General features: G+C 36.4%; 14 protein-coding genes. 1 reads left to right on the top strand and 13 read right to left on the bottom strand.

Annotated elements, in window-relative coordinates; genetic code table 11:
* Nucleotides 1-78 precede the first annotated feature (78 nt).
* From H7K77_RS03400 to H7K77_RS03390, 3 genes are all read right to left on the bottom strand, one after another.
* Entirely contained in the window at nucleotides 79-765 is a 687-nt protein-coding gene (locus H7K77_RS03400) for an alpha/beta hydrolase (RefSeq protein ID WP_186576313.1), read from the bottom strand.
* Nucleotides 766-943: 178 nt separating this feature from the next.
* Nucleotides 944-1,381, bottom strand: a complete 438-nt coding sequence (locus H7K77_RS03395) for a YppG family protein (protein ID WP_186576312.1) — start codon at nucleotides 1,379-1,381, stop codon at nucleotides 944-946.
* Between the two features lie 89 nt (nucleotides 1,382-1,470).
* A complete protein-coding gene (locus H7K77_RS03390) occupies nucleotides 1,471-1,719 on the bottom strand; it encodes a glutaredoxin family protein (RefSeq protein ID WP_186576311.1) in 249 nt (82 codons plus the stop codon).
* A gap of 194 nt (nucleotides 1,720-1,913) precedes the next feature.
* Between H7K77_RS03390 and H7K77_RS03385 the strand changes: the two genes are divergently transcribed.
* A complete protein-coding gene (locus H7K77_RS03385) occupies nucleotides 1,914-2,438 on the top strand; it encodes a GNAT family N-acetyltransferase (RefSeq protein WP_186576310.1) in 525 nt (174 codons plus the stop codon).
* Nucleotides 2,439-2,631: 193 nt separating this feature from the next.
* On the opposite strand, the gene abc-f is transcribed toward H7K77_RS03385, so the two are convergent.
* The 10 genes from abc-f to H7K77_RS03340 form a co-directional block, all read right to left on the bottom strand.
* Nucleotides 2,632-4,476 (bottom strand): ribosomal protection-like ABC-F family protein, encoded by a 1,845-nt coding sequence (gene abc-f / locus H7K77_RS03380; protein WP_186576309.1) that lies wholly within the window; start codon nucleotides 4,474-4,476, stop codon nucleotides 2,632-2,634.
* A 637-nt stretch (nucleotides 4,477-5,113) separates the two neighbouring features.
* Nucleotides 5,114-5,224 carry an RAxF-45 family protein gene (locus H7K77_RS21670; RefSeq protein WP_328701019.1) on the bottom strand — a complete coding sequence of 37 codons (111 nt, stop codon included), beginning with the start codon at nucleotides 5,222-5,224 and terminating at the stop codon, nucleotides 5,114-5,116.
* 61 nt (nucleotides 5,225-5,285) lie between these two features.
* Nucleotides 5,286-5,750, bottom strand: coding sequence for a MarR family winged helix-turn-helix transcriptional regulator (locus H7K77_RS03375; RefSeq protein WP_186576308.1), 465 nt, complete (start codon nucleotides 5,748-5,750; stop codon nucleotides 5,286-5,288).
* An 87-nt stretch (nucleotides 5,751-5,837) separates the two neighbouring features.
* Nucleotides 5,838-7,241 (bottom strand): hypothetical protein, encoded by a 1,404-nt coding sequence (locus H7K77_RS03370; RefSeq protein ID WP_186576307.1) that lies wholly within the window; start codon nucleotides 7,239-7,241, stop codon nucleotides 5,838-5,840.
* Nucleotides 7,238-7,930 carry an ABC transporter ATP-binding protein gene (locus tag H7K77_RS03365; RefSeq protein WP_186576306.1) on the bottom strand — a complete coding sequence of 231 codons (693 nt, stop codon included), beginning with the start codon at nucleotides 7,928-7,930 and terminating at the stop codon, nucleotides 7,238-7,240. Before H7K77_RS03365 ends, H7K77_RS03370 begins: the two co-directional genes overlap by 4 nt.
* A 57-nt stretch (nucleotides 7,931-7,987) precedes the next feature.
* Nucleotides 7,988-8,488, bottom strand: a complete 501-nt coding sequence (locus H7K77_RS03360; protein ID WP_186576305.1) for a GNAT family N-acetyltransferase — start codon at nucleotides 8,486-8,488, stop codon at nucleotides 7,988-7,990.
* A 257-nt stretch (nucleotides 8,489-8,745) separates the two neighbouring features.
* The gene (locus H7K77_RS03355) at nucleotides 8,746-9,489 is read right to left on the bottom strand and encodes a class I SAM-dependent methyltransferase (RefSeq protein WP_186576304.1); all 744 of its coding nucleotides are present in this window, start codon (nucleotides 9,487-9,489) and stop codon (nucleotides 8,746-8,748) included.
* A gap of 68 nt (nucleotides 9,490-9,557) precedes the next feature.
* Nucleotides 9,558-9,878: a thioredoxin family protein gene (locus tag H7K77_RS03350; RefSeq protein WP_186576303.1), complete on the bottom strand. Its 321-nt coding sequence runs from the start codon at nucleotides 9,876-9,878 to the stop codon at nucleotides 9,558-9,560.
* Nucleotides 9,879-9,943: 65 nt separating this feature from the next.
* The gene (locus tag H7K77_RS03345; RefSeq protein ID WP_186576302.1) at nucleotides 9,944-10,759 is read right to left on the bottom strand and encodes a DUF368 domain-containing protein; all 816 of its coding nucleotides are present in this window, start codon (nucleotides 10,757-10,759) and stop codon (nucleotides 9,944-9,946) included.
* A 125-nt stretch (nucleotides 10,760-10,884) separates the two neighbouring features.
* The gene (locus tag H7K77_RS03340) at nucleotides 10,885-12,051 is read right to left on the bottom strand and encodes a CapA family protein (protein ID WP_186576301.1); all 1,167 of its coding nucleotides are present in this window, start codon (nucleotides 12,049-12,051) and stop codon (nucleotides 10,885-10,887) included.
* Between the last annotated feature and the right edge of the window lie 238 nt (nucleotides 12,052-12,289).

Below are 12,289 nucleotides of genomic sequence, written 5' to 3'. Positions count from 1 at the left end.
TATGTTCTTTAACTCAAAAAAAGCACTACCTAACTAAAATGACAAAATTTAGCTGGGGGTGCTTTCTTCTATAGCTATTTATGGTCTATTAAGAAATTCATCGACTGCTTGGATAAGAATCTCTCTGTCTTCTCCTAGGCAAATTAAGTGCTTAGAATCATGAAAATAAATCACTTCCGTCTGACTCGGGATTTCTTTATCCAAATAGGTGGCTGTCTTATACGGAACCATACCGTCTTGAATCCCTTGGGCAATAAGAACGGGGCAATTCACTTTCTTCAAATAAGGTTTTGTAAACCTCATACATTTCAAAAACTCAATCATTGCCCTCATAGGTATGGAGCCCCTTTTAGCCATATAATGCTGGAATAACTTGTTATCCTTCAATGTTCCTTTAACGCCTTCCACTACAAATTGGCTCATGTCCAAACCCATTTGTCTAACACTAATATATTTCCTTGAAGTTGAAAGTAGGACAAGCTTATTCACATTGTATTTAGCAGCTAAATAAGAAGCTATCATACCTCCCATTGAGAAACCAACTATATATATGATATCGCATATCTCTTTTACTTTTTTCATTGATGCTTCACATGTTTGTATCCACTGCTTATAATCAACTGTTTTTAATTGTAATTCCCTGCCATGGCCTGGTAAACATGGGATCTCAATGTACCAGTCAGTATGTTGCTTTAAATGCTCAGCCAATGGTTCCACTTCATATGGTCCACCTGTAAAGCCATGAATACAAATACACCCGATCATCCTTACCACCTTCTATACGTTTTTACTACTAATATGCTCAAGCTTTTCCTTATCATGTTATCTATAAACACTTTCCTTTGCTAGTCGTATGCTTTAATTTTACAAAATTAATAATGGAATACATGCCTATTTCTCTAAATAAAAATCCTTGCCTAATATTTCGGCAAGGATTTCTTTACTATTTGAACCTTTTCACAAAAGACCCTAACCCCTTTAATATTGGCGAAACTTGGTGGTAGGTGTTAGCCATTTGTCCTACAGTACCTAACATTTTATCGATATCCATCTGACCATTTTTATCTTGAAAATAGGACATTATCCCCTTAGGTTGCTGTTTCCAATTCTGATTAGGCGGCCCCTGTTGCGATGGTTGGTACCAATTGACTGGTTGTTGTGGTTTTGCTAATTGTTGAAATGGAGTGGAAGTTTGTTGGAATTGTGGAGAATTTGGTTGGAATTTTTGATTTTGATTTTGGTTTGGATTTTGGTTTGGATTTTGACCATAACCTTGATGATTTCCCGGATATTGAATTTGCTGCCCGTATGGTTGCTGATATGAAAAGTGACTATATCTTTGCATATTTACCGTTTGATTCGGCGCTCTTCTAGCGTGCATAGGAACACCTCTTTTTCATAATAATTTTGTTAATAGCCTATGCACAAAATAAATAATTGGTTAACAGAAATGAATTCTTTTATTTTGCATTAAAGATATTTTGGCAGTCCTATTACTGACATTAGTTTGTTCTTTTGAAATCCCAGTACCCTTTCTTTATTAACAAATGCCACAGGGGTTGCATATATTTTTTCTCGCTGTAACTCTCTCATATATTCCTGATTGTTAGATATATTTCTAACTTGGTATTCCACATGATATTTATCTAAAAAGGCCATCATTTCGACACATTCATTACAATCATCACTAACATAAACTAGTACATTTTGTTCTGTCATTGGTGGATCCTCCCATACATTTCTAAAGATCTATTCAATTTATACCCATACTAATCAAGATTAAAACCTTATTTGTACAGAGGATTATGAAACTCTTTCTATCTTGTTATTTTCTTATAGTTTTCTAATATCCGTTCTCGTAATGAAACTTATATGTTAGAATAGTAAAAATTTATGCAAAACGGGGTGTAACGATGGAAGAATCTTTACGTCTTATAAAGCCGACAACTGCTTTAAAACGACAATATTTAGCATTTTATGAAGAATGGATACAAACCGGAGAGGACATGATACCTTGGTTCATTAAAAAGGACCCAACTGATTTCGAAAAGATGGTAGCATTTCTTCACGACTCTGAAAAAGGGGAGGGTCTACCTCCTGGATGGGTGGCTGACTCACCATTATGGTTAGTCAATCAGACTAATGAAATAATAGGAGCAGTTAGTATCCGCCATGAATTAACACCACTTCTAACCAATAGCGGTGGTCATATTGGATATGGAATAAAACCATCCGCTAGAGGAAAAGGCTATGCAACAAAGCTACTACAGCTAGCCCTACAACGTGCGCAAGAGCTAGGAATTAGCAAAGCACTAGTTGTATGCGACCATGATAATATTGGCTCAGAGAAAGTAATTAGAAAAAATGGCGGCATCCAAGGTAAAGACTTCGTTGAAGATGATGGAAATATCATTAAAAGATTTTGGATTACTATATAAAATGAACATCCTCTTTTTTCACACAAGAAAAATCCGCTTATCAATGATAAGCGGATAATATAGAGAACCAAGACCCGTACATCCTGGCTCCCAGACGCAAATAATTCCCATTATTTACGTCATATATAGAGCAGAGACATCCCAATCTCAAATACATCTTACATCGAAACTAATAAAAAATCTGTGATAAAAGTCACACTGTATGCTCATCCTCTTCCATCCACTTTTGAAAGTAAAGATCTAATTTCTCCTCAGCCAATTCTACTTCTCTTCCCTTATTCTCACCTTGTTGAATCTTAACTTTTAAGTTTGCTATTCTGCTTTCTAACTTTTCTATTTCCAATTCATAGTCAATTTTTGTTTCATAACCAGTCTTCATAGGTTTTTCTTTCTGTTTTTGTTGAACGGCTATCAGTCTATCTTTAAGGTGTTCCCAATTTGATTTCGTCTCATCATAGTTCCCAACATAACGATGTAATTTTCCGTCTACAAGATATGCTGTTTCAGTAAAACATTGATTAAGGAAATAACGATCATGTGATATACCAATTACAGTTCCATCAAATTTCTCCAAGGCTTCTTCCAGTACCTCCTGGGACTCCACATCTAAGTGATTCGTTGGTTCATCAAGCACTAGTACATTTACTCCTAAATACATAAATATCGCCAACTTAACTCTCATTCTTTCACCACCACTTAAGTGACTAACTTTCTGGAATACCGAGTATCCATAGAACATGAATTTGGCTAATATCTGCCTTGCCTCCGCTTCGGTAACTTTAATCTCCGAACGGAAGTAATCTATCATTGGTAAATCTGCAGCTACGTCTCGCATTGGATCTTGAGGTAAGTAACCAATAGATACTTGCGAACCAACTGTAACACTACCAGACGTAGGTATGTCCTTTTCCAATAACAGCTTAATCAAAGTAGATTTGCCACTCCCATTATCTCCTACTAATGCCAGCCTATCTTTATATCTTAGATGTAAATCTATCCCTTTCAGAATCGATTTATCTCCAAAATTTTTCGTTAGACATTCTGCTTTTAAGACATCCTTTCCACTTCGATCTTCGGCAGAGAAATTTAACGCCATTGTTTTAGGGTCCATAATTGGCCGATCTAGCTTTTCCAATCTCTCAAGAGCACGCTCCATACTTTTTGCCTTCTTAAACAGCTTTTCATTTGGGGGATTTGCCTCATTAGCCCATTGCCTCAGCCGTCTTATTGCTTCCTTTATCTTTTTTATTTTTTTCTGTTGCTCTTGATATGCAGCAAACTCTTGCAATAACTTCTCTTCTTTCATTTTCTCATATTGACTATAATTTCCCCGGTAATAAGTTATTTCACCCATCTCTACGTCGGCGATCTTTCCTACCGAATTGTCTAAAAATGTCCTGTCATGTGAAACTATACATACTGACCCCTCATATTGATTTACGTATTTCTCCAACCATTCAATTGCTGCTAGGTCAAGGTGATTAGTCGGTTCATCGAGTAATAGGAGATCTGGTTCCTGTAAGAGAATCTTTGCCAAACCTACCTTTGTTTTCTCACCACCACTAAGCTGTGTAAATGATTGACTTAGTAAGTGACTAATAGCCAATCCATGCGCTACCTTGTCAATTTTCGCATCGACCTCATATCCTCCCTTATCGGTGAATAGAGTCTGGACTTTGCCATAATCCTCTAAAACTTTATTTAAATCTGAAGTTGATTGCATTTTCTCTTCTAACTGTTTCATTTTTTTCTTCAGATCATTGATTTCTTCAAAACTGTTTTGCAGAAAGTCTAAAGCTGTTCCTTCTGGAAAATCAGGAATTTGTTCGAGATAGCCAATCTTTGTGTTTCGTTTTATAAATAAGTTACCTTGTTCAAATTGCTCTATTCCAGCGATCAATTTAAAAATCGTAGTCTTACCACTACCATTTCTTCCAACGAGTCCTACCTTTTCATTTTCCTTTATATCAAAATTAAGCTTCTCAAATAAAACATTTCCACCACTAATTTTCTTTATATCCTTTAATGTTACCAACATAATAAACACCTCTTTATTTTTAGGCTCTTTTCATGACTATCATTACTTATGTCATTATTTGTATAGAATCACCAGTAAGTGGAGACGTTGATTTCCGCTCCGGGCAACAACAAAGGTGGAAAAAATGTAGGAGTAACAGTCCCTAGAATCAAGCGCTTTAGTTGGACGATTAGTGGTTAATGTTCTAAAGAGGTAGAAATCTATCAAAAGTGTAGGCAGAATACGGAGACTCCTCGAAAATACAACCCGATTTTCTTCGTGCGATGTCAATTCTGTCGAAGCCTTCCTTGTCCTGTGGGAACAGCACGAGGTGAAGATCCCGGAAGAGCGTTCTTTGCGTCACAGGAAGGCTTGAGGCCGTGCCCACGGAAAGCGGAGTATTCTGCCAGAACGAGTTCAAGCACACATCCAAAGGTTCTAATAAGTTACTGCAGATTTTATCTCAACTGTGTCATCCTGAAAGTCCACAATGTATGTGAAAAGAGCTTTGTTTTATTAGACGCAAAAAAACCAGAAGGTACTTTACCCCCCTGGTTTTGAAACACGGATGAAAAAAGGCTATACGTATCCCGTATAGACCTTCTCCATAACGTAATTTAATTAACGGGAATGAAAGATCCTACACTTTTTCCATTATTTAGTTGTTAAAAAAGGACATACGTGTCCCGTTAACAACTAAATAATGAAAAATCGCACGATGAATATACAATAATCTTGTATCAATAACGTGCTTTTCTACGTGTAGCATCTGGTTCATCCCTCCTTTTAACTTTAGTTACGTCTATTATACTGGAAAACATTAAATATTTCTACTTCAACCTGTCTGCATATGTCCCCAATTTCTTTAGCAATTCAATCGTTTGTTCTTTCTCTTCCGTATTTAATCCACTAGTTATTGCTTCTATCTGCTTCCAGTGGTTTGGAAAAATATCATTTAACAAATCCGTTCCCTTATCTGTAATGGAGGCAAACGTAATCCTTCTATCTGTTGGACAGGGGACTCTTTTTACATATCCCTTTTTCTCCAATTTATCCACGACATACGTTATGCTACCACTTGCTAACAAGATTTTATCTCCGATTTTTTGAAGAGCTTGGTCACCTTGATGGTATAGTAATTCCATAACGCCAAAGTCTGTCGTATTTAAACCTTTAGCTCGTATATCTGCAGACACCTGATCTGCAACAGAACGATATGCTTTAGATAACACCACAAATAACTTTAAAGAGGGATCTTGTTTTTTCTGATCATATAACAGCTTATTATTATCCATTTTCCATTCACCCCTCTTCCTCAATAAAAGTATTATATTAAATGGTCGAAAGGCATGTCAATCAGTCGAATATATATATAATCCGCCTTATTTTTTAAATCGCACTTGATACAGCAACAGAAAAATAAATGCCACTGAGACAATAGGATACACAATACTTACCAACACAAGACCAAAGAATAGTAGACTGAGGGATTCTTCCCAAAAAGATTGATAGCCATTTTCTTTTATTAATAAGGATTGCCTTAATCGTAATTGCCTATTTATATAAAACGTTGTGACAGTTATATACAGGAGAATCAGCATGGGAATCCATAACCAATTCACTCCCGATGATAGTAACAGTATCGTTAGCACCACCCCTAGGAATATAGCAACCCAATTAACCCAGTACTTAAAGGCTTTTATTCTTACTTCCATATCCCAAGGTAAACTGTGAAGCAACTTTTCAGAAAAACCAGCAGTAAAAAAACTAGCAACCATTTTAGAAAAGATGAAAATGGCCAAGCAAATTCCCAATCCGAATAACCATTTTGCTTGAAAACAAAGTACTATTAGTAGGACAAGAATGCCACCTATCGTTTGGATTACTTGTTCCTTCTCTTCAGCGAAGCTTCTTCTCCACAAACGTTTGTAAATGATTGTTTTATCCTGATAATCGAAGGGAAGCTTTTCTTTTTTCCGTTTTACTATTTGCTGCAGCCAGCCTTGTCTTTTTTCAGGCTTAATCTGCATCTTAGACATTTGATTAACGAACCAGATATTCCAGACAGCGAGATCGTTGGTTTGAATAACTTTTTGCCAATCCACATGTGTATGACAGCTTTTAAATATCAAAATGTTAGATAGTAAAAGTACAACTAATAAGATTGCTATCCAAAGGTAAGGTGGCTCAAAGGCTAATGAGCCAATTCGAGTCACACCCGTTAACACCATGACGACGAAAATAATAAGTAACTTTTTAATAATTGGTTGCTGGTAAAGATACCATTGCGGAATACTCATTAGTAACTGCATAAGAACCGTTAGTATAATAAGTGGCCAAATCAAGTTAAACGTAAAGGGGGTTACTAGCCCGATAATTATTCCCAGAGAAAAAGTACCCATTACGATCTTCAACCATTTTTCTAGCAAACAATATATCCATAGCTTCTGTCTGGAGAATGGTAGCATGCTCAGCTTTAATTCCGCACTCGTAAATAAAATCCCTGGTTTTGTAAAAGAAAGATACAAAGGACGAATAACAAATAATAAAGGTAAAAGAACGATATTGCTAGAAATAAAGCTTTCTATCTCAAGAAAATAATGTTGGTACTGCTTGATCGTATCAAATAATATGAATGCACCAAACAGTAAAAATAGCCCTAAATAAATTGATACGGTGAGGTCGAAGCTTACGCCAAGGGCAAGCTTATACAGCTTTCTTTTCTTCTGTACACGGTTCTTCTTTATGAGATAGTACGCGGTGAAAGTGGATGGTTTTCCATTCATTGATCAAATCTCCTTGTTAACTCTTGGAAATCCTCCATATCACCGTTACCAACAACCTTTCCTTGTTGAAGCATAATGTAGGAATCAGCTAGTTCTTGAACACGCTCCAATTGATGCGATGTAAGCAGAATTGATGTTCCATTGTTTGCTTTATCAATAAGTACCTGTTGTAAAAAATCCGATGCATACACATCTAACCCCATAAAAGGCTCATCAATTAATAACAACGGAACATCTGGTAATAAGGCACATATCGTTTGAACCTTTTGGCGCATTCCTTTTGACAATGATTCTGGATATTCGTCTAACTTATCTGCTATCTCGAATTTATTTATGTAATATTCTACTCGACTAAGTAGTACTTCCTCCTTCATCTGGTAGCTTTGACCATAGAGTTGAAAGTGCTGCATAGCTGTTAACTCTGATAATAGAAATGGTTCCTCAGGTATATAGGACAAGTTCTGTTTAAAGGCTATAAAATCTCTTTCCTGTTCCACCCCTTTTATCTCAATCGTACCTGCAGCTTTTTCTTGCCACCCCATAATTGTTTTCATAACGGTAGATTTACCTGCACCATTGTGTCCAATTAATGCACTAATTGAACCTTGGTTCAAGCTAAATGACACATTGTCTAAAATTGGCTCTTCCTTGATTATGACAGATACGCTATTAACATCTAACCCCTTCATAAACATACCCCCTCTCTAAATTACGAGAATAGGGATTAATTTGTTTCATAATCTTATTCAAGCATTTAGCTTTTTCTCAAAATAATAAAGTGAATCGTTCTTTGCTTCTTCTCTCCGTTCCTCAACAAACGTATAGCCATTTCTTGCAAATAACTTTTGTGCTGCTAAGTTTTTGGAAAAGGTATCTGTTTTAATAAAATAAAACTGATTTGCTATCGCGTATTCTTCAGCAAACTCAAAAAATGCATCTGCTATACCTTGCTTTCTTGCAAACGGACTTACTACTAACCGCTTTAATGTTAAAGCTGGCTCATCTGAACTCCACCCTATTAGGTGATACTCACTATGCGCCTTCTCACTAATAGCAATGGCACCAAGAACTTCTTCATTTTTTTCATAGACATATAAATCTTCCCTTTCTAGATCCCCTTGATAGTTTTCTAAAAGAGGGTAGCTATGATCCCATTGAAAATTTCCTTGATCGTTCATTACCTTAACCGCTTTTCCTACTATTTCCATTATTGATTCCAAGTCTGCTATTGTTGCTAATCGAATCATATTTGCACCTCACACTACATTATTTATTATAGGCCCTTCTCGCAACTATTCTTGCTTTTGTCATAATCTCTATAGACTCTGCAGTAAATTTAAGACCTAATCCCTATAGAAGATGAATGCTAAACCAACGCTGCGGAAAGCGGAGTATTCTGCCGGAACGAGTTCAAGCACACATCAAAAAGTTTAAATAAGTTACTAGAGAGTTTATCTCAACTACGTGGTTCCTAAAGCAATAATCTTCTCGAAAGGCCCATTATTTAAGCTTTTTTTGTACAGGAAAAAATTAAAAACAACGGGATACGCATTCTACGGTGGTATTCTTCTATCGTATCAAACTTCTCTTTCTCAGGTCGTGGTTCTCTTATAGATTCTACAGAGAAACCCACTTCTGTTAAAAGTTTAAAGTAATCCTCTAATGTTCGGTGGTATTTCACTACTTTTTGATCTATCCAAGGCTCTACCCTTTCTCCTTGATAAAAATAATCATCTACAATCCAATTTGTACGTTTTCCTGATTGATGAAGGCTTGCTGTCGAAGAAGTTAAAATGGGATGTTGAACACTGAAGATAAATTTACCACCACTATGTAAGGTCTGAAAAATTTGATGAAATGGATGTAATAGATCCTCAATGTAATGAAACACGAGCCTGGAGGTGACCATGTCAAACGCGTCCTTTGGATAGTCGAACTTTTCTATAGGAGAGTACTGGACATTTGCTGATTCGAGGTTCGCAGTTACACTTTGCGCTTTCTCATACATGGCACTTGAACCTTCTATACCTAAATAGGACTTATACCCTTGGTCAACTAATTCCACCGCAAAATTTGCATCTCCACAACCTAGATCTAGTATTTCCTTCCCTTTTACATCTCCTAGCAACTCGATAAAAATCGGCTTCTCAATGATGTTATTTGGACTCTTAGGACGGTTTCGTCTGTGAATAAAACTTTTCAAAAAATCTTTATCATTATAGGCATCCGGACCACGATATCCTGTCATTAATAATCCCCCCATAGGCATAAAAAAGAGAAGTGAATTATTTGATTCGCTTCTCTTTCTTCATCTATTTATCCCAATTGTTGTTGTAAAAACTCTCTAACTTCTTCTGGAGTTTTAGTGTAAGCACTGTGTTGATGAGCCAATTTTTCACCATTTTGAAATATTAGGAGACTCGGAATCCCCATAACTTCATGTTCTGCAGCAATGCCCTCTACCTCATCACTATTTAACTCATACCAACTATATTGGTTATAGTCTTCCAAGATATCACCAATAAACATATCCATTCTTTTACAATCTGGACACCAGTCCGCAAAGAACTTAACAATAACTGGCTTTTCTGAATTTATCACTTCATTGAATTTATCTCTGGTTTGAATAGCTTCCATATCTCATTACCCCTTTCTTCTGCAAAAAATGTACCACTTTACTTACCACCCATCAAGTAATTAGCCTAATCGGTGTATTCCACGCGTCCGAGTAGGAATGCCAGCAACAAACCTAATGCAAAGGCCATAACACTTAATACTACTCCTGTTCCAGAAGTTGGCCATCCCGGGAATATAACGACTACAGAACCGATTACTAACCCAATTACTAGAGAGAAGGTTCCAGTTGTATAATGTTCCAAGAAAAAATGGATCACTTTACTCATAACAACAATACCTAAAACAATCCCAACCCCAGCGACTGCAATTACAGTAAATTGAAGTTCATGTACCGCAGCAATAATCGTACTATATGATCCAATTACTAGTAACAAAAACGACCCACTAATACCTGGTAGAATCATGGCAGCACTAGCAATGAATCCAGACATAAAAATCCATGCATACGTCGTAAGAGTAAAGTTTTCTACTGGACCAGTTTCACCTGAACGAAAAAAAACCATGGATGCAACAATAATCGCACCTACGATAAGCAAAAAGATATGCTGACCTTTAAACGTCCTTTTAGCGTCAGACTTTTTGAATAAATAGGGCAAAATGCCAATAATTAAACCCAAAAAGGCAAATTGAGTTGGTCCAGGGTGGTTTTCAAATAACCAGGTAATCACCCTTGCTAGTAGAAATACTGCAATGACCACCCCAACTCCTAAAGGAAATAAAAAGCCTAAGTGCTTTTTCCAGTCCTTGCTAAAAAAGCCGTTTATTGCTTCGATTAAGCGATCATAAATACCGAGGACAACTGCTATAGTTCCACCACTTACACCCGGAACCACATCACTTGCACCCATTAGCATTCCTCTATAAATATTTTTCCATTCCATTCAACCATTCTCCTTTAAGGTAATTCACTCTCTAGTTTATCAACTCACTCAATTTACGTATTATACCAAAAATAGTCTACCATAGATATATGCTTGTCACATTATTAACATTCATTTAACTGTAACTATTCCCCAATAAAACTTAATTCAGGCAGCCATTGAGAAAGGTGCTGTTTTATTTGTAGATAATGTTGATTAGCATCTACTAATTGAGAATCTGTGACCTCTTTCATTGGAAACATCTCAAATTGAGTCATCTTTCCATTTACTATTTTAAAATCAACAAAGGTTGGCAAAAATTCCGGATTCTTCACTGTAATTTGTTGCTCATCATCTTTAGTAATTGTCAGTCTGAGTGCCCCACCTATTCTTCTATAAAACTCATCTTGCCCTGACAAGAAATTTCCCAGGGAATAGGCAACAAAAGTCTTATTGCCTTCTTTTCCTTGTAGCCATTCAACTGGTTGTAAAACGTGTGGATGATGGCCAATGACAATATCTGCCCCTAAATCTGATGCAAATTGCGCCAAATCTTTTTGTTCTTTGCTTGGCATTCGCTGATATTCATTACCAAAGTGATAGCTAATAACGGTTACATCTGCTAGTTCTTCTGCCTCTCTTATATCAGTTGCTATCTTATCTTTATCAATGAGATTAACTAGATAATCTTGCCCATCAGGCACCGGTATTCCATTCGTTCCATATGTATAGCTTAAAAATGCTAAATCAATCCCTTCGTCTGTCGACAAAACCCTTATTCTTTTGCTATCTGCTTCATTCTCATAAGCACCCGTGTACGTCATCTTTAGATTATTCCAGTGTTTTATTGCACTTGTTATTGCAGCACTCCCCCTATCCAACGTGTGATTATTCGCTAACGTAACAACATCTACTCCTACATCTTTAAGTGCATCTCCTACTTCATAGGGACTATTGAATTGAGGGTAGGAAGATAACCCTATCTCCTCACCACCTATCATCGTTTCTTGATTTGCAATAGTTACAGTTGCATCTTCTAGATATGGTTTAACTCGTTCTATCATTGGTAGAAAGTCATAACCCTTACTAGTTTTTGCATCATTATAAACACGATCATGGATAAGAATATCTCCTATCGCGACCAACGTTATTTCTTTCTCTAGTTCTATATCCATTTGTTTTATTTTTGTTTCAACTGGTACTTCTCTTCTGGGTGCATTCTCTGCTGTTCCATTTTGCATATGCATACAACCTGTTAAAAACAGGATTAACATCAACGCTAAATAGAATAGTAGGATAGAATATTTCTTCATTTTAATACTCCTCATCCGGCTCTTTTTATTTCTACTTAATCTTACATGAAATGACAGAAAATCTAAATCTACTTTTAATAGAAAGCTAGTTGATGCAGTTTTTGTATAGAATCACCAGTAAGAAGTTGGATAGGCAATGTAATAAAGCGAATTCTTATGGTATTTCTAATTTCGTGACGTTAGCTGCCCTTTAACAAAGCGAATTCTTATTGTTCCGCTAATTTCACGACGTTAGCTG

The organism is Aquibacillus kalidii (assembly GCF_014280935.1).
GTDB classification, from domain to species: Bacteria; Bacillota; Bacilli; order Bacillales; family Amphibacillaceae; genus Aquibacillus_D; species Aquibacillus_D kalidii.
The sequence above is the reverse complement of the archived record's forward strand: the minus strand, read 5'-3'. Positions and strand labels throughout refer to the sequence as shown.